The 23,790-nt window shown below is 46.7% G+C and carries 17 protein-coding genes; 9 read left to right on the forward strand and 8 right to left on the reverse strand.

The genetic code is table 11. The annotated features are described in order from the left end of the window. The first annotated feature begins 363 nt into the window (after positions 1-363). From RIB93_RS07320 to RIB93_RS07330, 3 genes are read left to right on the forward strand one after another with little or no spacing between them, the layout of a single operon-like run. On the forward strand, positions 364-2,331 hold the full coding sequence (locus tag RIB93_RS07320) for an AMP-dependent synthetase/ligase (RefSeq protein WP_446371726.1): 1,968 nt from the start codon (positions 364-366) through the stop codon (positions 2,329-2,331). Between the two features lie 9 nt (positions 2,332-2,340). Further along, entirely contained in the window at positions 2,341-2,571 is a 231-nt protein-coding gene (locus RIB93_RS07325) for a hypothetical protein (protein ID WP_446371728.1), read from the forward strand. Positions 2,572-2,629: 58 nt separating this feature from the next. Next, positions 2,630-2,869 (forward strand): hypothetical protein, encoded by a 240-nt coding sequence (locus tag RIB93_RS07330; RefSeq protein WP_446371730.1) that lies wholly within the window; start codon positions 2,630-2,632, stop codon positions 2,867-2,869. 233 nt (positions 2,870-3,102) lie between these two features. Here RIB93_RS07330 and RIB93_RS07335 read toward each other — a convergent pair whose 3' ends face one another. From RIB93_RS07335 to RIB93_RS07345, 3 genes are all read right to left on the reverse strand, one after another. After that, positions 3,103-4,461 carry an alanine/glycine:cation symporter family protein gene (locus RIB93_RS07335; RefSeq protein ID WP_446371732.1) on the reverse strand — a complete coding sequence of 453 codons (1,359 nt, stop codon included), beginning with the start codon at positions 4,459-4,461 and terminating at the stop codon, positions 3,103-3,105. 725 nt (positions 4,462-5,186) lie between these two features. After that, the gene (locus RIB93_RS07340; protein WP_446371734.1) at positions 5,187-5,435 is read right to left on the reverse strand and encodes a hypothetical protein; all 249 of its coding nucleotides are present in this window, start codon (positions 5,433-5,435) and stop codon (positions 5,187-5,189) included. A 179-nt stretch (positions 5,436-5,614) separates the two neighbouring features. Further along, positions 5,615-5,968 carry a hypothetical protein gene (locus RIB93_RS07345; protein WP_446371736.1) on the reverse strand — a complete coding sequence of 118 codons (354 nt, stop codon included), beginning with the start codon at positions 5,966-5,968 and terminating at the stop codon, positions 5,615-5,617. A 424-nt stretch (positions 5,969-6,392) separates the two neighbouring features. On the opposite strand from RIB93_RS07345, the gene RIB93_RS07350 reads away from it, so the two are divergent. The 3 genes from RIB93_RS07350 to RIB93_RS07360 all read left to right on the forward strand — a co-directional run bounded on the left by RIB93_RS07350 (position 6,393) and on the right by RIB93_RS07360 (position 11,266). Next, positions 6,393-8,948 (forward strand): sigma 54-interacting transcriptional regulator, encoded by a 2,556-nt coding sequence (locus RIB93_RS07350; protein WP_446371738.1) that lies wholly within the window; start codon positions 6,393-6,395, stop codon positions 8,946-8,948. A gap of 239 nt (positions 8,949-9,187) precedes the next feature. Next, complete coding sequence (locus RIB93_RS07355) at positions 9,188-9,643, forward strand: hypothetical protein (RefSeq protein ID WP_446371740.1); 456 nt, start codon at positions 9,188-9,190, stop codon at positions 9,641-9,643. Positions 9,644-10,270: 627 nt separating this feature from the next. After that, complete coding sequence (locus RIB93_RS07360; protein WP_446371742.1) at positions 10,271-11,266, forward strand: PEP-CTERM sorting domain-containing protein; 996 nt, start codon at positions 10,271-10,273, stop codon at positions 11,264-11,266. 144 nt (positions 11,267-11,410) lie between these two features. Here the strand turns inward: RIB93_RS07360 and gyrB are convergent, their stop codons facing one another. Beyond that, complete coding sequence (gene gyrB, locus RIB93_RS07365) at positions 11,411-13,981, reverse strand: DNA topoisomerase (ATP-hydrolyzing) subunit B (protein ID WP_446371744.1); 2,571 nt, start codon at positions 13,979-13,981, stop codon at positions 11,411-11,413. A gap of 306 nt (positions 13,982-14,287) precedes the next feature. Here gyrB and miaA point away from each other — a divergent pair, with 306 nt between their 5' ends. Then, positions 14,288-15,217 carry a tRNA (adenosine(37)-N6)-dimethylallyltransferase MiaA gene (miaA, locus tag RIB93_RS07370; protein ID WP_446371746.1) on the forward strand — a complete coding sequence of 310 codons (930 nt, stop codon included), beginning with the start codon at positions 14,288-14,290 and terminating at the stop codon, positions 15,215-15,217. A 227-nt stretch (positions 15,218-15,444) separates the two neighbouring features. On the opposite strand, the gene RIB93_RS07375 is transcribed toward miaA, so the two are convergent. Both RIB93_RS07375 and RIB93_RS07380 read right to left on the reverse strand, forming a co-directional pair. Continuing rightward, positions 15,445-16,617 carry a tetratricopeptide repeat protein gene (locus RIB93_RS07375; RefSeq protein ID WP_446371748.1) on the reverse strand — a complete coding sequence of 391 codons (1,173 nt, stop codon included), beginning with the start codon at positions 16,615-16,617 and terminating at the stop codon, positions 15,445-15,447. A 314-nt stretch (positions 16,618-16,931) separates the two neighbouring features. Then, entirely contained in the window at positions 16,932-17,531 is a 600-nt protein-coding gene (locus RIB93_RS07380) for a YbhB/YbcL family Raf kinase inhibitor-like protein (RefSeq protein ID WP_446371750.1), read from the reverse strand. Positions 17,532-17,693: 162 nt separating this feature from the next. On the opposite strand from RIB93_RS07380, the gene RIB93_RS07385 reads away from it, so the two are divergent. Beyond that, positions 17,694-19,085: a carotenoid oxygenase family protein gene (locus tag RIB93_RS07385; protein WP_446371752.1), complete on the forward strand. Its 1,392-nt coding sequence runs from the start codon at positions 17,694-17,696 to the stop codon at positions 19,083-19,085. A 211-nt stretch (positions 19,086-19,296) separates the two neighbouring features. On the opposite strand, the gene RIB93_RS07390 is transcribed toward RIB93_RS07385, so the two are convergent. After that, positions 19,297-20,046: a hypothetical protein gene (locus RIB93_RS07390; protein ID WP_446371754.1), complete on the reverse strand. Its 750-nt coding sequence runs from the start codon at positions 20,044-20,046 to the stop codon at positions 19,297-19,299. A gap of 255 nt (positions 20,047-20,301) precedes the next feature. Here RIB93_RS07390 and RIB93_RS07395 point away from each other — a divergent pair, with 255 nt between their 5' ends. Further along, entirely contained in the window at positions 20,302-20,655 is a 354-nt protein-coding gene (locus RIB93_RS07395; RefSeq protein WP_446371757.1) for a hypothetical protein, read from the forward strand. A gap of 340 nt (positions 20,656-20,995) precedes the next feature. Here the strand turns inward: RIB93_RS07395 and RIB93_RS07400 are convergent, their stop codons facing one another. After that, entirely contained in the window at positions 20,996-23,770 is a 2,775-nt protein-coding gene (locus RIB93_RS07400; protein ID WP_446371762.1) for a cation-translocating P-type ATPase, read from the reverse strand. Positions 23,771-23,790: the final 20 nt, after the last annotated feature.

The following is a 23,790-nucleotide window of genomic DNA, read 5'->3' on the forward strand; positions in this document are numbered from 1 at the left end:
GTCAAACTTAAACAAAGGGCGGGTTTTGTACAAACGTTATCATTAACAACCAAACGAATGTCCCTAAACCCGCCCCTACAGATGCAACCGTCAAACTTAAACAAAGGGCGGGTTTTGTACAAACGTTATCATTAACCATCAAACGAATGTCCCTAAACCCGCCCCTACACAATCAAAACTCAAAACCTAAACAAAGGGCGGGTTTTGTACAAACGTTATCATTAAGAACCAAACGAATGTCCCTCAACCCGCCCCTACACAATCAGAACTCAAAACCTAAACAAAGGGCGGGTTTGGCACAAACGTTACCATTAACAACCAAACGAATGTCCCTCAACCCGCCCCTACACAATCAAAATTCCTATGAATGCCCCAGCTATTGCGATCGCGTCTAAACCCACACCCCCAGAACGCCAAAATCTGGAACACCAAGCCGATTACAACACCATATCAGCATTACCCCAAGTTTGGTCGTTAGCCGCCCAGCGATTTGGGGATACTGTCGCCTTACACAACCCTTACGCTAAACCCGACGTTAAGCTAACTTTTGCCCAGATGTGGCAGCAAATTCAGCAGTTTGCGGCTGGATTACAGGCGTTAGGCGTCTCGGCGGGCGATCGGGTGGCGTTGTTTTCGGAAAATAGTTCACGCTGGTTTGTGGCTGACCAAGGTATTATGACCACTGGGGCGGTTGATGTGGTGCGAAGTTCTCAAGCGGAACAAGAGGAACTTCTCTATATCCTTAAGGATAGCGAAGCGACTGCCTTAGTGGTGGAAAATCAAGATACCTTAACCAAGTTAGATCAACATTTGCATGATTTGCCAATTCAGTTGGTTATTTTATTATCCGATCAGGAACCCGACGCTGAGTCCAAGTTGAATATCCTTAATTTTCCCCAAGTGTTGGAACAAGGGAAAAATCACACATTCCAACCGATTGAACAAACTCCTGACACCCTCGCCGCCCTAATCTATACCTCTGGCACCACCGGAAAACCCAAGGGCGTGATGCTCAGTCATGGCAACCTGTTACATCAAATCACTAGCTTGGGTGCAATTGTACAGTTAGAAGCAGGCGATCGCGTCTTGAGTATTCTCCCGACTTGGCATGTCTATGAACGCGCCATTGAATACTTTGCCCTCTCCCAAGGCTGTACCCTAATTTATACCACGCTGCGTCATGTTAAGCGGGATCTGAATGCCCAACACCCGAACTATTTTGTCTCAGTTCCCCGTTTATTGGAATCGATTTATGAGACGGTGCAAAAGCAGTTGAGTAAAGAATCTGCCGGAAAACAGCGCCTGGTTAATGCCCTCTTCTCGATTAGCGATCGCTATATTAAAGCCCGTCGTCTGGTTAATGGCTTAAGTTTAGAACATCAGCAGCCTTCTGGATTCCAACGTCTCTGGGCTAGACTTCAATGCTTGACATTGGTGCTGCTTCATGCATTAGCTGACCGATTCATCTATCAGAAAATCCGTGAACAAATCGGTGCCAACTTAAAGCAAACTATCTGTGGTGGCGGCGCACTTGCCCAGAAATTAGATGATTTTTATGAAATAATTGGTATTGAGGTACTCGAAGGCTATGGCTTAACCGAAACCTCGCCAGTCTTAACTGCCCGTCGTTCTTGGCATAACCTCCGGGGTTCTGCAGGTAAACCGATTCTAGAAACAGAAATTCGTATTGTTGATCCAGACACCAGAGAAACCCTTACCCACGGAGAAAAAGGATTAGTTTGGGCGCGGGGATCTCAAATCATGCAAGGTTATTATCGTAACCCGGAAGCCACTGATAAAGTAATTGACGCCGAAGGGTGGTTTAATACCGAAGACTTAGGCTGGTTAACGGTTCAAGAAGACTTAGTTTTAACCGGACGGGCAAAGGATACAATTGTCCTGAGTAACGGTGAGAATGTAGAACCGAAACCGATTGAAAATGCCTGTATGCGGAGTCGTTATATTGATCAGATTGTGGTGGTGGGTCAAGATCAGCGATCGCTAGGCGCTTTAATTGTACCGAATTTCGATAACTTACAAGGGTGGGCGGCTGAAAATCAGTATCACCTGCAACTCCCGGATGGGGAATCTGTTTCCGGTGAGGAAACGATTGACTTAAATAGCAAACCGATTCAGGAATTTTTCCGCCAAGAAATCAATCGAGAAGTGAAAAATCGTCCTGGTTATAATCCCAATGACCGAATTGGTGTATTTCGTCTGATTTCAGAACCCTTTTCTCAAGAGAATGGTATGTTGACGCAGACGCTGAAAATTAAGCGTCATGTCGTTAGAGAACAGTATCAAGATTTGATTGACGAGATGTTTGCTTAAGCCTAGATTATGGGAATTAAACCTGGAATTAAATCCTTACTATTCGGATTCATTGTGATTGGGCTAGCTGCCTGTTCTAGTTCTCTCAGAGTGGGTTGGTTCAGTAGGAATCTCCCAACTCAGACAACAGCCTTTTATAACACATTCACGGGGACAGAACAACGGCAAATTGAGGTTGATGCTGGAGATGAAGTTGTCCTCGACGTTCAGTCTAAGGTGACGAAAGGCGATTTATACTAAGTTGCGTTCTATCATGTCATTCTCATGTCATTCTGAGCGAAGCGAAGAATCTGGACAGATGCTTCGCGTCATTCCGTTTCACTGCATTTTGCTCAGCATGACATATTTTACCTTAGACTGCAACTTAGTATTAGACATCCAAATCCTAGAACCCGATAAAGATGTGCTAAAAAGGATAGAAACGAATCGCGATCGCGAGTATAAATTTGAGGCAGAAGAAACCGGAAACTACTGGATAGTAATTACAGGCGATAATGCGGGAGGAAGTTATGAGATCCAGTGGGACATAACCTCATAAATCCATCTTAATGGCGGGTTTAGGAACAATTGTAGGGGCGGGTTTGGGAACAATTGTAGGGGCTGGTTTAGGGACAATTGTAGGGGCGGGTTTAGGGACTAAATTCGGCTATTCACCGAAAACGGAAAAACAAAACCCGCCCTCCTCACCGAAAACGGAAAAACAAAACCCGCTCTTGTTTTTAAGACTAATGAACAATGAATCATGAACAATTAACCATGAACAATCACCAATTATTGCGCTGTAACTAATCCTTTATTTAATTGCCGCATATACTTATCTAAATCCCCAGCCACTTGACCCGATAAAAAATAAGCGCCGAGTAAATTGGGAAAAGACATAGCGATTAACATACCATCGCTAAAATTAATCACCACACCGGAACTTAAAACGGCACCCGTAAAAACCGCCAGGATAAACAACACCTTATAGATAATTAAATTATTCTGTCCAAACAAATAATCCCAACAGCGTTCGCCGTAATAACTCCAGGAAATCATCGTCGAGAAAGCAAAAAAGAAAATCGCGATCGCTAACATCAGAGGAAACCAGGAAATCGCTGTTCCAAAGGCGGCTGAGGTGACTTCCGCGCCACTGAGTTGATTAAATTCTGGATTGCGATAGACGCCTGTAATCACAATCACCAACGCCGTCATATTACAGATCACCACCGTATCAATAAACGGTTCTAAGAGTGCCACAATCCCCTCCCGCACAGGTTCTTGGGTTCTGGCGGCGGAATGTGCGATCGCGGCTGAACCTACCCCCGCTTCATTAGAAAATGCCGAACGCCTTAATCCCTGAATCATCACGCCAAACACTCCCCCTTCTACCGCCTCTGGAGATAATGCGCCGTTGACAATCGTCAGCATCGCGGCGGGAATTTCCCTAAAATTCGTCACCAGAATCCACAGCGCCGCCAAAAAGTAAATCACACACATCGCCGGGACAATCGCACCAGCTACTTGACCAATCCGTTTAATCCCACCAATAATCACCATTCCCACGAAAGTAACCAGAATCAAGCCATAAAGCCAACTGCGCCCCACAAACCAGGGTACAACCGTCGTTATCGCCGCATAAGATTGGTTCGCCTGAAACATACTCGCGCCGCCAAATGCGCCACCAATACCCAGAAGGGAAAAGATAACGGCTAACACCTTTCCCAAGTTCTGGTGTCCCATTTCCGCCAAACCCGCCGACAAATAGTACATTGGACCCCCAGCCACCGTACCATCGGGTTTAATCACGCGATATTTCTGCCCCAGGGTACATTCAACAAACTTACTCGTCATCCCAAACAGTCCCCCCAGCGTCATCCACACCACCGCACCGGGACCCCCTAAACTGATTGCGATCGCGACTCCAGCAATATTACCCAATCCCACAGTAGCCGAAAGCGCCGTTGCCAGGGCTTGAAAATGAGACACCTCCCCGGCTTCCGTCGGATCATCGTACTTTCCCCGTAACACCTCAATCGCATGCCAAAACCCCCGGATGTTAACAAATTTCATCCGCAGGGTGAAGAAAATCGCACCGCTAATCAGCCAAAGGACACTGATCGAAAAAACGCCTAGGGTCAAAAACTGCACTGTGGTCTGCTCACTCAGGATACAATGGTATGCCCTTATAAGTCTTACAGTGCATCCGGTGCTTCTTCAACTGCTTTGCGGTCTATGGTTGATTATCGCGGGAATCGGGTACGGGAATATTCCAGAGGTATCATGGTACGTCTGTAGAGACATCCAATACAACGGTTAGGGGTGAGATACACAGGATGAAGGGCGGGTTTTGTTTCAACGTTATCGGTGTTGATGCTGGCGTTAAACCCTAAACCCGCCCCTACATTAGGGTTACGGTTTGGTACTGTCGGATTGCAACGTTATTGCTTCCCTTCGTGTGAGGCGATCGCTATTTTCTCATAGAGGTACACAAACCATTGGCATGATTGACATCTGGCAATCTCTAACGGTTAGGTTAATTCATTCGAGTTCCCTCCCCTTGTTAAGGGGAGGGTTAGGGAGGGGTTAAATCAAGGTATTGCCCACTTCACGGTAACTAGGGATTGATTACCACTGCTGCAAGATATCAAATACAACGGTTAGGGGTGAGATACACAGGATTAAGGGCGGGTTTTGTTTCAACGTTATCGGTGTTGATGCTGGCATTAATCCCTAAACCCGCCCCTACAGGATTCAAATACTACATGAATGCCTGATGATCTGTTGTTTAAATTTTGTATACAGCAGTTGGCGACAGGGGTGAGGTACATAGACAAGTCTCAAAGGCAGACTGGCGGGCAAGTTTCAATTCCTTCCTATGCGGCATGTAACTCCATCTGACTCCCTAAAATCTGCTGAATCTTCTGATGTAACTCGGCTTGGGTATGATGCTGAAGCGTTTCCAAAGACGCCAGTAACCGTCGCTTATCCGAGAATGGTAACATTGCCATCAACTCGTCCGCCTCTTCTAGCATACGCTCTTGGGCTTCTGGAATTAGGTTCATCCAATTCGATAACAGCAAGTTACGCTCTATAATCGTTAATTTCCACTGATATTCAGGCATCCTGATCGGCTCCTCTATTCCTTTGTTTTCCTTTGTTCAGGATTTACTGGTGTGGATCAGGATGCTTTGCTGGTTAACTCACAACTCTCTCATCTTCCCAACTTTGTCCCGCTTCGCTAACATCTTCCTCATCTCCTATAACAGGTGTATCAATCATCCCACTCGTTCCGAAATCAGGCTCATTCTCGGATAACCGATTTCCTCGCCCAATCTCTGGCATTTTCCATATAAATCAGTATCCGTTTCCAGTATTTTTTCCAGTCTCCCTCTATCTTCAAACAGTTTTTGACCGTCTCTAGGTAGAAAATAGTCGTGCGGCGTTCATCATTGTCAGGACATCGCTCCGAAATCAGATTGTAGAGCTGCTGCCAATGATATTCCCAGTTGCCTTGCTCCGGATGGAAAATTGCCTCAAACAGGTTTCGCCAGAAAAACTCAATCGTGCCAATATCCTTAAGATGTTCTGGCGTTGGTTTATCCCAGCCAGTATGGCGAGCGCGTAAATCACTAATCGGCGGCAGATGTCCGCTCATAGATAACAAGGGGGCTAAAATCACTGATGCATATTTTACCTATACCCAGAGATAATGGGATGGTGGATGGCAATAGGGTACGGAAGCAGAGGGAGCTGGGGAAGCTGGGGGAGCAATGTAGAGACGTAGCATGCTACGTCTGGAAGCTGGGGAAGCGGGGGGAGAAAAAATGAAATTAGGGATCGCTGCGAGCAGTATTGGGTAACGTGGGATATATTACCCGTGCGGCAAGATCTCAGTTAAAAGCCATCTAACTTGCCCAACTAAAAAACAGCGCGGCTAGGATAATCAAGCCCAAAAGCGCTAGAGGAACCCAGAGATTCGCCAGCTCAATCATTTGGTCGTGTTTTGCCGTTGGTTAGGGAAATTGCTCCATTGATTATCTATAAAGAAACTATAAACTACATTGGATGATGAGGACAGGATGACCTATTCCGACCTAGTGACATGGCTGCGAGAACGCACCGCTTTTAGCATTCTCTCCGATGAAATTTTACAGGCGATCGCGCCCCGAATGGAAGCGCTAGCGGTAAATGCCCAGGAGCGTCTGGTAATCGAAGATACCCCGGTAGACTATCTCTACATTCTGCAACAGGGGCGTATTGAAGGCTACCGCACCAACCAACTGGGTTCGATTTGGGGCGTCAGTTGGCTTGCGGGTGCCGTTATTCATTTACAGGAGTTACTTCTCAATCAATCGGCTCAAAGAACCATCGTCACCCGCAGCGACTCTCACCTGTGGCGCATCCCAGCCCAACAGTTCCGAGAATTAATCCACCACTATCCAGAAATTTCTCAAGCCTTCTCACCCCAACTTGCCCAAGATTTGGCACACCTATCGTCTCAACTTAAGGTTGAACAAGAACGCCAGGTGACGCTGCGCCCCTATTTAGTCAACAAGGCGAAACGGGGAATTATTGGTAGAAGCCGTTATGCGGTACGACTCCGCCAACAAATCAAACAAGCTGCTGATACTCGCCAGTCTGTACTCATTTTCGGTGAACCCGGACTAGAAAAAGATAACACCGCCACACTGATTCACTTTGGTTCAGCCTATCGCCGCGAACCTGTGATTAAAATCGATTGCAGTAAAGTTCAAGCCAGTGGTGCGGAACTTTTTGGGCGAGAAGGGGGCAAACCGGGACTCATTGATTCTCTCAATACAGGGACGTTGATTCTCAATAACGTCGATGAATTGCCCCAGGATTTAATGCCTCAACTGGCAACTCTCTTAGAAACCGGAACCTATCAACCGGTTCGCCGTTCCCTAGAACAATCGACACAAGTGAAACAGTGCAGCGCCCGGATTATTATGATTACGGAAACGGCACTCCCCACAATTAACCCTCTAGTTGGGCAAGTGATAAAAGTTCCGCCATTACGGGTGAGAAAAACCGATATTGGCGACCAGATGAACTATTATATTAGTCTCTTATGTCGCGCCAAAGGAATTAATAAACCCAAAGTTACACCCGAAGCCCTGCGTCAGTTACAAGCCTATGATTTTCCTGGCAATCTTCGGGAATTACAAAATTTAGTGGAACGGGCGCTGGTTCAATCCGACTGTGGCAAAGAACTCACGGAAGAACTACTGTGGCCCTCCCAGAGTAAGAAAAAACAATTCCGCTTTAATCTCTTAAATGCCTATCCCCAACTGCGGCGATTTTTACGAAGTGATTGGTGGCCCGATCGCATTAACTATGGGTTTACCTTAAGCTTGTTTGCTTTTGTCGTAATCATGGGCTTTATCGGTCCCCAAACCCGTCAGGAAAACTTTACCTTAAATCTCTTTTGGGCATGGTGGTGGCCCCTCGTCTTGATTGGCTTTCCCTTTGTGGGACGCCTTTGGTGTGCCGTGTGTCCGTTTATGATTTATGGGGAAGTGACCCAGAAATTATCCCTGTGGCTATTTCCGCGTCAGTTAAAACCGTGGTCACGACAATTAGCGGAAACCTGGGGCGGCTGGTTTTTGTTTGGCTTATTTGCCCTAATTTTCCTGTGGGAAGAACTCTGGGATTTAGAAAATACGGCGTATCTTTCCGCTTGTTTACTCCTATTAATTACGGCGGGGGCAATGATTTTCTCGGCGATTTTCGAGCGTCGCTTTTGGTGTCGCTATTTATGTCCCATTGGCGGAATGAATGGTTTGTTTGCCAAGTTATCGATGACGGAGTTAAGGGCGCAGCAGGGAACCTGTTCAGCCGAATGTACCACCTATCAATGTTATAAAGGGGGACCCCAGAAGGGAGAGGGAATGGAAACCAATGGCTGTCCATTATATTCCCATCCCGCCCAGTTACAAGATAATCGGGATTGTGTCTTGTGTATGACCTGTTTAAAAGCTTGTCCGCACCGTTCTGTGGAGGTGAATTTGCGTCCGCCAGGGATTGAGTTGTGGACAACCCATATTCCCCGTAGCTATGAGGTGGCGTTATTGTTGTTGTTGTTAGGGGGTGTGTTTTTGCATCGCTTACCGGAGTTAAATCAGCAACTGAATTTACACCTAGATTTGAGTCAATTTGGCACACACGCTTGGTTTTCGTTGGCGGTTTTGAGTCTCCCGGCGTTGATTCCTTTAATTGCTTATGGTGGAATTCAATTATCTTACCGACTGATTCAGACGCTCAATTTAACGATACCTAATCCCAAGCCGCGATCGCTGATTGAATTGGCGTATGGATATTTACCTTTGGTGTTAGCGGGGAATCTGGCGCACCATTTACGTTTGGGGTTGACGGAAGCAGGGCGGATTTTGCCTGTAACCTTTGCCACGTTTGGGTTAAATGGTGAGGGATTACCCGTGTTTGTAGCGCATCCGGCGGTGATGGCGTTTTTACAGGGAGTGACGTTGATTGCTGGCGTACTGCTGAGTATGGTTCTGACACAGAAAATCGCCAGCCAGCCTGTGCGATCGCTCCTGATGCAACATTTAGGGATAGTCGCTTTGGGGATCAGCCTTTGGGCGATTATTGTTCGTTAGTCATTCGTCATTTGTCCTTACAATCTCTGCACCCTTGCGCCTGTAGAGACGTTGCATGCAACGTCTCTACATTTCTGGAAAGCGTATCTATACCACAAATTTAGAGATTTGTCAAAACACGGGCAATAGGTTTTCGAGAATAAACCTTCAGTAGGGTAACTAGCGAAACCTCTATCTCTCGGGTTTTCCTGGGGGATTGGGGAGAAATTCTCTAGTTAATCTTTATTCTCCGAATTGCCATGAAGCACAGTGACTGGTTGCGCCTAACCCAAGAAGGTGAACGTCTTTGTTCAGTTCTCAGACAGCAGGGATACCACTGTCAAAAACAATCTCGCCGTCTGGCTTGGAACGTCACTAAAGCAGAAGATTCTCATACATTGACCTATTTACCCGCGCCGATAGCCAGTTGGACAGTTCTACCCAATCAGGAAACTCCCGCCCGAAAACAACTGATGTTATTGGTGCGTAATGCGCTCAAACAGGAACGGTTAGAGACACTGACTCATCAGTCGGACATTCAAAAACCGTTAGACTTAACCCGTCCTTGGGTAATTATCCGCTTATTGAATAATGCTCGTCGCTATACGGTAGCCCGATTTTACAACCGTCAAGACGCTGAAGATCACAAACGGGTACTGCGTCGCTTTATGCGTGGGGCTGAATTTGAGGTGATTTTTGACCCTGGCGATGAGTGACGGTATTCGTCATTGGTCATTGGTCATTGGTCATTTGTCCTTTGTCCTTGGTAGTGGGAGCATCTTGCTCCCTGGAATACTCTATGACTTGCTCCCTGGAACACTCTATGAAAACTCTACATACTCTATGTAAAGAGTTAATCAAAGACGATTGATTTTGCCAGATTTCCAGCTAAAAATAGCAAATCTATGTCTCTTAGTCAAGAGCTTTATAGAAAAAAGTGAATTAAAAAAAACGAAAATTTTAAGCATTAAGCCCTAACTCAAGACCCGGAATAGAATTGTTCAGTAATCGGTTAAATTAAGCGATCGCAGCTGATCAGGTGATCGTTGCTATAGCTGATCCCATCAGGCAACGGGGTAATTCCAGTACCGCGATCAGGGGGTAAGTTCTCGTTATAAACACGTCTCTTCATCAAATCTTCATCAAGTTTGGGGAACTCTTTACGTCAACTTTATAAATATTCCTTAAAGTAATCGATTCGTAAACTTTACAAAAAATTTATAAAGTATCTAAGACATCTTTACAGAAGCTTTACCCAACTGTTCCCGAATAAAAATATGATGAAAACAAATCACTCAATCGGTTCATCACTTCCACAGTCCACGCAGCGACACTCTAAAAAAATGAACAATACTTTAAAGAAAATCGCCGTTACCAGTGCCAGTACAGTTTTAGGAGCTACCGCAGCCCTCAGCCTCTCTATCCCTGCTCAAGCGGCTTTGCTCGGTCCGGCTGAAAGGTTTAATGTTTTAGCCTTTGATGATATAGACCTTTACAATGTAGACGCTCACGGTAGGATAGCCGCTGGTGGGGATGCTAAACTGACCAATTTTGGGACGGCGACAGAGTTACCCGCTAGCGGCGCAGGTGACACTCTAGTCGTTGGTGGCGACTTAGACTATGACGGAGGTCAGGTATTCGTCGGTGATGTGGTGGTGGGTGGTAATGTCATCAGCGCACCCAGCATTCCCAATGGTACGTTAAAATCCGGAAATCCGATTAACTTTGCTGAGGCTGAACAATTCTACAAAAATTATTCAGCTCAATTGGGGGGTCTAGCCACTAACAGTACAGTCCAAAATAACTTTGGTACGCTTAATTTAGATGGTTCCAGTTCCGATCTAAACGTTTTTGAGCTTGATGCCTCTGTACTCGCTAATGCAAATGGTTTGAATCTTACGTTTGATCAGAACTCGACAGTATTGGTTAACGTAACGGGGAACCCATTCAATCTCACGAGTGGGTTTCAAATGAATCTCAATGGTAATCCCAATGGCGGTGATGCCAACCGGGTTTTATTCAACTTTGTTGATGCTACGCAGCTAAACTCCACAGGTTTTTCTTGGCAAGGCAGCGTTTTAGCTCCGTTGGCTGAGTACAATGAGTTCTCGAATGGTCATATTAATGGGCAAATGATTGCCAAGTCAATTACGGGAAGTGGAGAATACCACATTGTTGCTCCGAATAATGGAAACAGTTCGGTAGTATTTGAAGGAGATGATTTGCCTGATCCGGAAGCTGTTCCCGAACCGCTAACGATTCTGGGTTCCGGTATGGCGTTAGGATTCGGCGCGTTCTTTAAACGCCAACAGTCCAAAAAACAAAAGAATGCCAACTAATAATCTGAATTGATTAATGGGTTTGATTATCAGGGTGTTTCACTTTTTTTCAAGCCAGTTGTAAAAATTAGGTACACAGATCCCCGACTTCTTAAAGAAGTCGGGGATCTTAGTTGGATAGACTTTACCTTGCTACCCAGGAATTTAGATATCCAGATCGGTCAAATCCAGTCGAGAACCGTAGGTTTCTATGAACTCCCGGCGAGGTGCAACCCGATCGCCCATGAGAACGGTAAAGATGCGATCGGCTTCAGCCGCATCTTCGATCTCCACCCGCTTCATCGTCCGCGTTTCCGGATTCATGGTGGTATCCCAGAGTTGTACTGGCATCATTTCACCCAACCCTTTAAACCGTTGGATCGTGTAATTGGCGTTAGCGGGGAACTCATTTTGAACCAGGTTCGTGAGTTCGCGATCGCTATAACAGTAGTAATGATTCCGTCCGCGTTCTACTTTATACAATGGCGGACAGGCAATATGGATATATCCCTGATCCACTAATGCCCGTTGATAGCGGTAGAAAAATGTCAGTAACAGCGTGCGGATATGGGCGCCATCGACATCAGCATCCGTCATAATTACGACACGGTGGTAGCGCAGATTCGAGGGGTCAAACTCCTCACCTTTGATACCCAAACCCAGGGCGGTAATCAGGGATTGAATTTCTGTATTCTTGTAAATTTTGGCATCATCAGTTTTCTCAATATTGAGAATTTTACCCCGCAGCGGTAGAATCGCTTGAAATTGGCGATCGCGTCCTTGTTTGGCACTATTGTGAACAAAAACGCCACTGGCTAGGGCAAAGTTATGGGTATGGGGAACTTCAATATCGTAAACATCTACCCGTTTTTCTAGGCGTTCGATAGCAACAACCCGATGATTGTCTTTCACAGAGGGAGACTCCTCGCGTACCAGGAGAGCCACTGATGATTCTTGGCTTGATTGTTCAGGGTGAGGAGGGCGCAAGCCTTGCGCCCCTACCGCGCTTACAGTTGGATATACTGCACTGGCTTGGACATCACGAGAAAACGCCACTTCAGATAAGCGGGTGTCCAAGCCAGCCGCATCAATCTCTGCTACCCTCTGCCCTCGGCTTCGTTCTGATAGCTTGGCATTCAGGGACATCAGGAAATCCTCTGGCGTTAATAAGGCGGCGGCTTTATAGCTACCATCTCGTACCATAAAGGGATGATCGGGTGTACAAATCAGCGTTTCTCCATTATCCAGTGTCACCTGAATCACTTGGGCATTCGCCTTTGTGATCCGAGGGTGGATAATCCGTTCTAACCCAATTTTTCCATCATGGCGAATCGTGTAGCAAAAATGCTCTTTCCCCTTCGCTTGTTCCGCCACAATTTCTTTGAAGCTGAGAGAACGCCCATCGGCTAAAGCCACCAGCGTATCGCCATCAAAACAACCGCCTGCACTATCCCCCTCAACGATGAAGATTTCGGATTCTGCGGGATCTCTGGAACTACAATCGGCTAACTTACCCGGTAGGGGAGACGACTCCAAGACAGACTTCCGCCGTACCAACTCCCGCGCCCGACGTGCGGCTTCGGCGGCTTTAAAGGCTTGAATCGCTTTCTCTAAGACAGAATCAGCGACTTGGGGACGAAATTCCAAATACTCTGTCAATACTTCACCCACCAAGGAATCCACGATACCTCGGACTTCGGTATTCCCCAGTTTGGTTTTAGTTTGTCCTTCAAATTCTGGTTCAGGGACTTTGACGGAAATGACGCCAGTTAATCCTTCGCGAACATTCTCGCCGCCGAGGTTAGACTCACTCTCTTTTAGTTTATTCCGCTTCCGTGCGATCGCGTTTAATGTCCGAGTCAGAACAGTCTTTAATCCCTCTAGGTGAGTTCCACCGTCAATTGTGCGGATATTGTTGGCAAATCCCAACAAGTTATCACTGTAAGCATCCACACACCACTGCAGCGCCACTTCCACTTGCACATTATTCCGTTCACCCTGAACATAAATAATTTCTTGGTGCAGGGGTTCCTTCTGCCGATTCATGTATGCCACATATTCCTGGATACCCCCCTCATAATGGTAGCTGTCGCTGTGTTCTGGAGAGACGCGGTGATCGGTAAACGTAATCCTGACGCCGCCATTCAAATAGGCGAGTTCTCGCAGTCGCCCTGCTACCGTACTGTAGTCAAACTCGATGCTATTGGTAAAGATTTGCGTGTCGGGTTTGAACGTCACCGAGGTTCCCGTGCGGTTTTCTTTACTGGGTTTAACCGCCAAATCACCCATGGCAATACCGCGTTCGTAGCGCTGGGTATGAACCTGTTTCTCTCGCCAAACCGTAACGTCTACCCATTCTGACAGGGCGTTGACGACAGAAACCCCAACCCCGTGCAATCCGCCCGACACTTTATAACCACCGCCGCCAAACTTACCGCCCGCGTGCAGCACCGTCATTACGGTTTCCAATGCTGATTTGCCGGTCTTAGAATGAGTATCGGTGGGAATACCCCGTCCATCGTCGGTAACGCTAACGGAACCATCGGCGTTGAAGTCAACTTCGATATGAGTACAATAGCCAGCCAGCGCCTCATCGATCGAATTGTCTACAACCTCGTAAACTAGATGATGGAGTCCCCGTGGACCGGTAGTTCCGATGTACATTCCCGGACGTCTGCGTACCGCTTCGAGACCTTCTAAGACTTGAATCTGATCGGCACTGTAACTACTTGTCATATCAGGGATTCTCCAGTAAACGCTTTCAGCGGTTTATATGCTTTAAAATGGCAAAACACTCGAAAATTTTAACACAAAAGGGTTACAGGCGGCTACAGAGTAGTCTGAAGAGATATTTATAGAGGGGATAGACCTTGCTTGGGATTGGGCAGGGGAGCGGAGGGGCAGAGGGGTAGAGAGGCAGAGGGGCAGAGGGGTAGAGAGGCAGAGAGGCAGAGAGGCAGAGGGGGGAGATAGGGGAGAGAAGAATTGTTTCAATGAACCATGAACAATCAACAATGAACAATCAACAATGAACAATCAACAATGAACTATAACAAACATCCCCAACTGATTGTGATATGTGGGGCGACGGCGACGGGAAAGTCGGGGCTGGCGTTAGAATTAGCGCAGCGATTAAATACCGTAATATTAAGCGCGGATTCCCGTCAAGTTTACCGAGAGTTTGATATTGGCACAGCTAAACCTTCAGTCGCCGAACGACAGTTAGTCCCCCATTACTTGATTGATATTTGCGCTCCCACCGAAACATTAACCGTAGCCGACTATCAGGAACAAGCCCAGGAATTGATGACATCTCTCCATTCGCCCCTATTACTGGTGGGGGGTACGGGCTTGTATATTAAAGCCATAGTCCGGGGATTAAAGATTCCCAGAGTCGCCCCCAATGAAAACTTGCGATCGCAGCTTTCTGGTTTGGGTCAAACTCAATGCTATAGATTTTTACAACAAGTCGATCCCATTGCGGCTGAGAAAATTCATCCCCATGATCAAGTGAGAACATTACGGGCATTAGAAGTATTTTACATCACCGGACGCCCCATATCCGAGCAGCAAGGGGAAAATCCGCCGAATTATCCCATTCTTCAAATTGGTTTGCAATGTCAAGACGCTGACGCCCTCACCCGCCGTATTACCCAGCGCACCGAAATGATGGTGACAGCCGGATTAATAGAAGAGGTGAAAACATTGGTGGATAAATATGGCTGGGATTTGCCGCTTTTAGATACCTTAGGGTATCGGGAAATGAAACACTATTTAGCGGGTGATATATCTTTATCTGAGGCAAAAGCGTTAATAGTTGTGCATACGCGACAATTTGCCAAGCGTCAGCGAACTTGGTTTCGGGCGTATCCAGACATTCAATGGTTTGATGCAGATCGTCCAGATTTAGTCGATCAAGTTTGGCAACGTGTACAGGAATCTCGAGACAATATATCAATGCACTTAAGCTAGGTTTGTAGTTGCGCTTTAGCGCCATCAGCGCTTGCATCACTTATTACTAGCGTAGTACAGCTAAAATAGTGCAATAAGTTGTAGATTGGGTTGACGACAGGAAACCAAACAGAATATGTGACCCGCATCGCTTACTACAAATCGAATCTAATCTATCAAATTAAGCTTGCCAGCCTAGTAGGGTGGGCATTGCCCACCAGCCTTAAGTCAGTGACATTAAACTTAGTTCAACGTCGCGCTTTCTTTAAATCTCGCAGCAATGATTCGGCTTTCTTGACTCCATCGCGATTGTCCTGACGCCGGAAGAGATCACGCGCTTTTTCCACAGAGGTAATCGCTTCTGCTATGCGCTCTCGTCCTTTTAATGCTAATCCTAAATTATAGTGGGCTTGGGCATCTTGGGGGGCAATTTCAATTAAGCGTCGATAGGCGACAATGGCTTCTAAGTAATTTTCCTCGGTGAGTAAAATATCACCAATAGCGGCTTGAGCTTCAACTAAGTCTGATTGAACCGCCACGGCTCTTTGAAAGGCTTTCAATGCACCGACAAAATCTTCTTGAGCTTGGAGGATTTTGCCAATTTGCAGATAAACTTGACTATTATTCGGTTCTAATTTTGCCGCTCGGTCAAAAACCTTCAGTGCGGTGTCGATATCACCCTGAGTTAACCAAGCCATGCCCAATGTAAGCTGAATATTACTATCCAGAGGCGCTAAGGATTCGGCTTGTTGGAGTGCTTTAATCGCCTCTTGGGGACGCCCCTGCTGGAGAAAAACGGTACCGAGTAACTGGTGTGCCTGAGCATTCTTGGGTTGAAGACTGATGACTTGGCGGTAAACTTGGATGGCTCCGTCATAGTCCTTTTGACGCAGGAGGACAACGCCTAATCCCCAATAGGAGTTAATATGATTACGTTCAAGTCTGAGGGCTTGACGATAAGCCTCTGCTGCTGCTGCATTCTCTTCGGCATTGGCTAAACTGTAACCGAGAGCATACTGAAATTCTGCATTATTCGGCTCCAGGGCAATTGCCTGTTGATACGCCCTAGCCGCTTCTCGGAAGTTCCCCTGACGCGCCTGGAGATAACCGATTCCGGAGAAAATCTTGGCATTATCTCGATCTAGATTAGCCGCTTGTTGATAGGTTGCGATCGCCTGAGCATAATTTCCCGCATCCACTAAGTCTCGCCCTTGGCGGAGTAACTCACGCAGCCGCTGTTGTTCCGGCTGTAGCTGGCTAAATAGCTGGGGTTGACTAGCCCCCGCCACAGGCGTTAGGGTTATCGTCAGCCCAGTGACGAATAGGCTACTCATCAGAAATAGAGTCGGCTTGGACACAGCTAATCTTCTCGTCGCGATTGAGTGTAATGTGTTTGGTTTACGCCAACCAGAGCTAGACATCAGGATATCCTCACCAGGCAAATAGATAGGGTTCAGTGCCAGTTTTCCAGCAAAAGTTTTGAACAAAGAGGATTGTAACAGAGAAAACCCATAACTTTAAGCTAATGAAGTAGGGTCTGCTGAATAAGTCTTGTGGTGGGGTAGGGAGCAGGGGAAGCTGGGGAAGCTGGGGGAGCTGGGGGAGCAATGATTCATTTTCCCTGATAGCGGTGCAAGGGTATGAAAGGGTTTTACCTTATGTCCTTGAAAATGAGCCAATGTCCATGCTACTCAAAGCCTTGATAGATAAGGGTTTTGGAGTTGTGCAGCAAACCCTAAGTACGTGCATAGCGTCCAATCAGTTCTCCATTTGCCAGAATATGACCACTCATCGCCGCTTGAAGCTGCTGTTTGGTTGCACCTGCGTCTAATTTCAGTGTGCGGTCAAGGGCGTAGAGTTTAAAAAAGTAGCGATGGATACCACTGGGAGGACATGGACCCCCGTACCCTAAATTACCAAAATCATTCTTACCTTGAGTCCCGCCCTTCGGTAGTGGCTCTTGCGCCGGAATTCCTTGAGGTAACTGGCGAGTTTCTGGGGGGATATCATAGACAACCCAGTGCACAAAGGTTTGCCCAGGCGCATCGGGGTCATCGACAATTAAAGCCAGGCTCTGGGTTCCTGTGGGGGGTGCATCCCAGTGGAGTTCAGGAGAAATCTCCTCTCCATCACAAGTGTACTGGGAAGGAATCATCTCGTTGGCGTCAAAGGCTTGACTTTCCAGGTTCATCGTCGTTGTATCTGATGGGGTTTGCGAGTCTGTGGACGTGGAATCGTGATTCGCCGAACTGCAACCGACTAGGGACAATCCCACGAACCCCAGTAAATTAACACTTTTTCGCAGAAAGACTCTTCTATCCATAGACTTAGGCATGGCAATCCTTATCCAAAGTAGGGAACAGGGAACAGGGGAAAGAGACTGTCATTTTTGCTTGTGCTTGCTTCAGCAGCCCTTTTAAGTTTCGATTGGCAAGACACAATGAATGATAGTGGGAATTTTTTCCCTCAATTGTAGGTAACAACTTAAGTGAACAGGATGAATAAAACAGCCGTCAATCCTTTTTTAGCGGGGAATTTTGCCCCAGTACAGGACGAAATCACTACTGATGAACTAACCATCATTGGTGAACTTCCTGCCGATTTATCGGGGATGTTTGTCCGCAATGGTCCGAATCCTCAGTTTCCCCCTATTGGTCACTATCACTGGTTTGATGGCGATGGGATGTTACATGGGGTGCAGATTAGTAATGGTAAAGCATCTTACCGCGATCGCTATGTCCGGACTCCAGGGTTTGAGAAAGAGCGAGAAGCGGGTCATGCTATCTGGACAGGGTTAATGGAACCTCCCAAGGACGAGAATTCCCCACCTTCGATTAAAAATGTTGCGAATACCTCTGTTATCTGGCACGCGGGTCATTTTCTGGCGCTGTGGGAAGGGGGGGAACCCTACGCGATTAAGCTTCCGGAGTTAGAGACGATTGGTGCTTATACGTTCGAGGGCAAGTTAGCCTCTCCCTTCACGGCGCATCCCAAAATTGATCCAGTCACGGGCGAAATGATATTTTTTGGCTACTCACCCATGCAGCCACCGTTCTTAACCTACAGCATTGTTTCGCGATCGGGTGAGTTGGTGCGTACTGTGCCAATTGACTTGCCAGAACCGGTGATGATGCACGATTTCGCCATTACCCAAGATTACACCCTGTTTATGGATCTGCCGATGGTGTTTAACCCCCAGGGAGAACCAATGCTTCAGTTTAAACCCGAACGTCCCAGTCGATTTGGTATTGTTCCCCGTCACGGTGATAATAGCAGTATCCGTTGGTTTGAAAGTCCGTCCTGCTTTGTTTTCCATACCCTGAATGCCTACCAGGAAGGGGATGAGGTGGTGCTGATTGCCTGTCGGATGAATTCAACGACGGTATTAACCTCTTCTGAAGAGACTGGAGGTGAAGCTGGGACGGATAAAGCTCGGCTGTATCAGTGGCGGTTTAATCTTCGCACAGGTAAAGTACAGGAAAAGCCATTAGATGAGCGCATCTCGGATTTCCCCCGTATCAATGAACAGCTAATGGGGCGCAAAATGCGCTATGGTTACACGGCAAAAATGGCAGATAATCCGATGCCGTTGTTTGAGGGTGTGATTAAGTATGATTTTGACAAGGACACGTCTCAAGTTTACAACTATGGGGCGGGACGTTATGGCGGTGAGGCGGTATTTGCGCCACGTCCGAATGGTACGGCTGAAGATGATGGCTGGCTAGTCACGTTAGTCCACGATGAGAATTCAGACACCTCTGAACTGGTGGTGCTGAATGCTCAAGACTTGACGGCTGAACCTGTGGCGCGGGTTTTGATGCCTCAACGTGTTCCTTATGGGTTTCATGGGACTTGGGTGACTCAAGAACAGTTAATTCATTCAATTTAAGGTTAGGCAAGGGCGGGTTTTGTTGAAATGTTATCGGTAAGCCCATCTTTTTAACGGCTAAACCCGCCCCTACAGGGTGAATGTCTTGAGAGTTATGGGCTTTCAAATTTCATATTCCCCTTTATAACCGAGTCCGCGCAGGCGGACTACCCTTCGGGAATGCTTCGCATACATTTGTGTAGCTGTGACTTCCTCCTCGCCGCCGTCTCTATTAATTTTTTGGACACACGCTACGGCTTTCGCCAATCTCTAGATCAACACAACCTGCATAGTCCATCGCTGGAGTATTGGCTGGTTTGAACACTAATAGTGCTGTCGTACCCGATGCATCTCCATGCTTGATTAATAAGTCCCCATCCAAGAACCTCACATAGCCAATTGTATCCAACGAATAGGTAGAAAATTCATCCGGTAAAGGTTGAGAACCTGGTACTTGGACTGGATAGATGGCGTAAGCACCCGGTTGGGGATCGATAATGAAAACGGCACTAAAATTTGTCGCGGCAAAATAATCGAGAACTACGCCAACAGCAATGTTACCTGTTTGGGGATCAACGCTGATGCTATCTCTGACGAAACGTTGACCCCTCATGAGTTTTTCAACCGGATTGTAGGTTTCCGGATCGACGCTATTCATCAGCCGCACGTTTAGCTCATTAACGTTAATGCTATACATCTCTCCTTGCCATTCCCATTGCAGTTGTGTGCCATCGGAAACGATTTCAACCGATTCGGGAATAGTTGGTGCGTTTAGGCTTGCTGGTGGCGAACCTTGGGCAATTTTAATAGAGTCAGCTATAAATTGGGTTGGGTTGGATTGACTTGTTTGTTCTTTTTGCTCTACCCTTTCTGCCTCGACTTCTCCAATGCTGGGGGGCAATTTAACCATGGAAATAGTGTAGCTGACAAGGGTGACAAACATAAAGATAATATATTTAGATGCTTTTAATTTTATTGGCATTCTAGAATACTTTTTAAGTAACTATTCAGGAAATATAGACGCTTTTTAACTCCACTTGTTCCATGGCATATTCGTATTCAACAATTCAGCGCCTAGATAAGGCAAGTGATAAGCTGTCCATATTACCAAGGTGTAAAGGTGTACTAGGGCGCACTGGATTATAGCCGGACAGATACTATAACTCTAGGATGAGGTAGAACAGAAGTACAAGCCTTATACTAGGCTCAATAGTTTTACTAAGCTAAACAGATAGGTATGGATTTGCAAAACATTCAAGAGAAAGGGGAAAATGTAGTGAACCAAGTCACTCATACGCTGGAAGAAAAAGGACAACAGGTTAAAGAACAGGTAGTTAATGCTACTCAAGATAAAGCATCAGATCTGTCTGAGGAGGCGATAACGACGGCTGTTGATCGCGCTGTCAATGTGATGCAAATTGCTAGCAAACGGGTTATTGAAAAAGAGATTCCCACGGAAAATGTATCCTTAGAAGTTAGTGTGAATGTAGGGGGGTTAGGTGAACTGAAAATGAAAGCAGATGTACCTAAAGCGGGGGAATTCCAAAAGCTTGATGTGGACGTTACGGAAAAAGGGGAAGCAGGGAAGTAATCTGAAATCTGTTTAATTTTATATTAAATAAAACCTGCTTATCGATAATTAAATCTGTAGGGGCGGGTTTTAGCAAAAACGTAACGGTTGTAGGAATTAACGTATCTAAACCCGCCCCCTCTCCACCCCAATCGTGCCAAACAATTATGCCTACTCAGGGCATCCTACCAACATCATAAATCTGTTCTCGTCTGGGATGCGATCGGGGCGGGTTTAGCGAATTAAATAGTGAGTTGCATCAGTTAGCAGTCAAACCCGCCCCTACAGAAGGCGCAAACACGTTTCCTTTATAGGGTAATCTCGTGGGCAAATTGGTTTGATTTTTCAGGGAACAGGGAATTCATGATTTAGCTTTTTTATATCGACGCAACCCTTTATCTAACTCCATTGCCCAAATCACAATCGTACTCATGGCGAGACTGATACCTAAATCATACAGTGACAACCCTGTGGTATTAAAAATATCCTGTAAGAAGGGGACATATACCACCGCCAGTTGTAATAAAAAGGTTAAAATAACCGCGCCTAACAAAGGCTTATTGGACAGTAAATTTAAAGTCAATATGGATTCTCGCTCCGATCTCATGCTTTGCGCTAAACCGATGCGGGAAAATGCCAATATACTAAATACCATCGTTTGCCACGCCGCTTGACCTGTAAACCAATAGTGATAATCGACAACTAATAAAACAAGTCCCAGCAGTAACCCAATCCAAACGATATCTCGACCCACTCCCCGACTAAAGACACTCTCTTGGGGATTATGAGGTGGACGGGACATGATATTCGGCTCCGCTGGTTCGACGCCTAATGCCAAGGCTAACAATCCATCAGCTAATAAATTAATCCAGAGAATTTGTAAGGGAAGCAGCGGTAAAGGCATCCCTAAAAATGGCGCTAATATAATTACCCACAGTTCACCACAATTCCCGGTTAATGTATATTTAATAAACTTGCGGACGTTATCGTAAATGACTCGTCCTTCTTGAGTCGCTGCTACAATCGTGGCAAAGTTATCATCTAACAGCACCATATCGGCGGCTTCTTTCGCCACATCTGTACCCGTCAACCCCATTGCCACACCAATCTCGGCTTTTTTTAAAGCGGGTGCATCGTTGACGCCATCCCCTGTCATGGCTACAACATGTCCCCGGTTTTGCAGGGCTTGGATAATTTCTAATTTGTTCTGTGGCGAAACTCTAGCATAAACAGACACTTCATCGACTCTTTCGCTTAACTCTGATACTGACAGTTTGGCGAGATCCTGACCTGTTAACATTAAACCATTGGTAGAAATACCCACTTCTGAGGCAATATGGCGAGCGGTTAAGGGGTGATCGCCGGTAATCATGATCGGGCGAATTCCGGCTTTTTGACACGTTAGAACCGCCTGTTTGACTTCCGGGCGCGGCGGATCGATCATGCCAATCATACCGATAAAAATCAGGTCTTTTTCGAGAATATCCTCGTCTCGTTCTAGGGGAAGTGTGGCGAGGAGGTGAGATTCTACAGGACGAACGGCGATACCGAGGACACGGATTCCATTTTCAGCGAGTTGGTTGTTGGCATGAGAAATTTTTTCATACCAACTATCGTTTAAGGGGGTAATCTGATCATTGAACCAAATCTGGCTAGAAATCTCTAAAAGACTATCAACGGCACCTTTGGTAAAGGCAATATAAGGCGTATGATCAAAGAGTAATTCCCAAGGCTTAAGCCAACTTAGCTCATCGGGAAGTGTGTCTTTGGCGGTGGGAAGTTCGTGAACCGTAGTCATCCGCTTTCGTTCAGCGTCAAAAGGAACCTCGGTTATCCGCTCAAAGGTATGTTCTATATCCGTTTTCCATAAACCAAAACGGGTGGCGGCAACAATCAGAGCGGTTTCTGTGGGATCTCCGAGAACCTGAATGGGGTTGGATTGCTCCAGATGAAACTCTGCGATCGCATCATTACACAAAGTAGCAGCCGTGAGTAGCAAGGCGGCGGTGGGTTCTGCTTTTAACCGCTTCGACTGTTCATTCTTCTCCGAGGGCATCATTAACTCATCGAGTTCTGGCATGGTTAACTCAATTTGATGCCCAATCATATCCAGACGAGTAACCGTCATCCGATTTTGGGTGAGGGTACCGGTTTTGTCTGAACAAATCGTGGTGACTGAACCCAAGGTTTCTACAGCGGGTAATTTCCGAATCAAGGCTCGTTGTTTCAGCATCCGTTGAGCGCCCAAAGCTAAGGCGATGGTGACGACAGCGGGTAATCCTTCGGGAATCGCCGCTACGGCTAAACTGACTGCCATGAGGAACATTAAGCGCACTGATTCGCCCTGGAGTAGTCCCAACCCAAAGATAACCAGGACTAAAATTAAAATCGCGATCGCTAATACCCATCCCAGTTGGTCTAACCGTTGCTGGAGGGGGGTAGCATCTCGTTCTATCCCCTGAATTGCTTTGGCAATCTGACCCAGTTCCGTCTTCATGCCTGTGTCGGTGACTACCGCTAATGCCCGCCCATAACTAATTACTGTACCCATATACGCCATATTCTGTCGCTCTGCCAAAGGTAGATTCGCCGTGGCAATCCGTTGGGCAAATTTATCAATGGGTTCAGATTCCCCGGTGAGGGAGGCTTCTGAGGTGCGGAGGTTGCTACTTTCGAGCAGCCGACAGTCCGCCGGGACTAAGTTCCCAGATTCTAGGATAACGATGTCCCCTGGAACCAGTTCACGAGCGGATAGTTGTTCCAGGATGCCATCGCGACGCACTTTAACCGTAGGAACCGCCAGCTTTTTCAGCGCCGCGATCGCACGTTCGGCTTGGTATTCTTGGCGAAAGCCGAGGATGGCATTAAATACCACAATGGCGAAAATCGCGATCGCGTCCTTATATTCACCCAATACCGCCGAAACTACCGCCGCCACAATCAACACCACCACAACGGTGGCGGTAAACTGCTCCCAGAGAATTTTCCAGGGACTTTCCAGGGGGCGATCAGTTAACTCATTGAGTCCGTAGATGTCCTGACGTTGACGAGTCTCGTTCTCACTTAACCCGATGGCGGCATCGGTATTAAGCTGTTTGAGAACATCGACAAGATTAAGAGTGTACCAGGTAGTCATTGGTCATTCGTCCTTTGTCC

Source organism: Coleofasciculus sp. D1-CHI-01 (assembly GCF_040218875.1).
GTDB lineage: Bacteria > Cyanobacteriota > Cyanobacteriia > Cyanobacteriales > Coleofasciculaceae > Coleofasciculus.

Excerpts from the sequence above, each read along its gene's own strand:
- RIB93_RS07380 (WP_446371750.1), bottom strand. The coding sequence starts at position 17,531 with ATGCCTAAGTCTATGGATAGAAGAGTCTTTCTGCGAAAAAGTGTTAAT.
- RIB93_RS07340 (WP_446371734.1), bottom strand. The coding sequence starts at position 5,435 with ATGCCTGAATATCAGTGGAAATTAACGATTATAGAGCGTAACTTGCTG.
- RIB93_RS07395 (WP_446371757.1), top strand. The coding sequence starts at position 20,302 with ATGGATTTGCAAAACATTCAAGAGAAAGGGGAAAATGTAGTGAACCAA.
- gyrB (WP_446371744.1), bottom strand. The coding sequence starts at position 13,981 with ATGACAAGTAGTTACAGTGCCGATCAGATTCAAGTCTTAGAAGGTCTC.
- RIB93_RS07330 (WP_446371730.1), top strand. The coding sequence starts at position 2,630 with ATGCTTCGCGTCATTCCGTTTCACTGCATTTTGCTCAGCATGACATAT.
- RIB93_RS07390 (WP_446371754.1), bottom strand. The coding sequence starts at position 20,046 with ATGCCAATAAAATTAAAAGCATCTAAATATATTATCTTTATGTTTGTC.
- RIB93_RS07345 (WP_446371736.1), bottom strand. The coding sequence starts at position 5,968 with ATGAGCGGACATCTGCCGCCGATTAGTGATTTACGCGCTCGCCATACT.
- RIB93_RS07385 (WP_446371752.1), top strand. The coding sequence starts at position 17,694 with ATGAATAAAACAGCCGTCAATCCTTTTTTAGCGGGGAATTTTGCCCCA.
- RIB93_RS07355 (WP_446371740.1), top strand. The coding sequence starts at position 9,188 with ATGAAGCACAGTGACTGGTTGCGCCTAACCCAAGAAGGTGAACGTCTT.
- RIB93_RS07320 (WP_446371726.1), top strand. The coding sequence starts at position 364 with ATGAATGCCCCAGCTATTGCGATCGCGTCTAAACCCACACCCCCAGAA.
- RIB93_RS07350 (WP_446371738.1), top strand. The coding sequence starts at position 6,393 with ATGACCTATTCCGACCTAGTGACATGGCTGCGAGAACGCACCGCTTTT.
- miaA (WP_446371746.1), top strand. The coding sequence starts at position 14,288 with ATGAACTATAACAAACATCCCCAACTGATTGTGATATGTGGGGCGACG.
- RIB93_RS07325 (WP_446371728.1), top strand. The coding sequence starts at position 2,341 with ATGGGAATTAAACCTGGAATTAAATCCTTACTATTCGGATTCATTGTG.
- RIB93_RS07400 (WP_446371762.1), bottom strand. The coding sequence starts at position 23,770 with ATGACTACCTGGTACACTCTTAATCTTGTCGATGTTCTCAAACAGCTT.
- RIB93_RS07375 (WP_446371748.1), bottom strand. The coding sequence starts at position 16,617 with ATGTCTAGCTCTGGTTGGCGTAAACCAAACACATTACACTCAATCGCG.
- RIB93_RS07360 (WP_446371742.1), top strand. The coding sequence starts at position 10,271 with ATGAACAATACTTTAAAGAAAATCGCCGTTACCAGTGCCAGTACAGTT.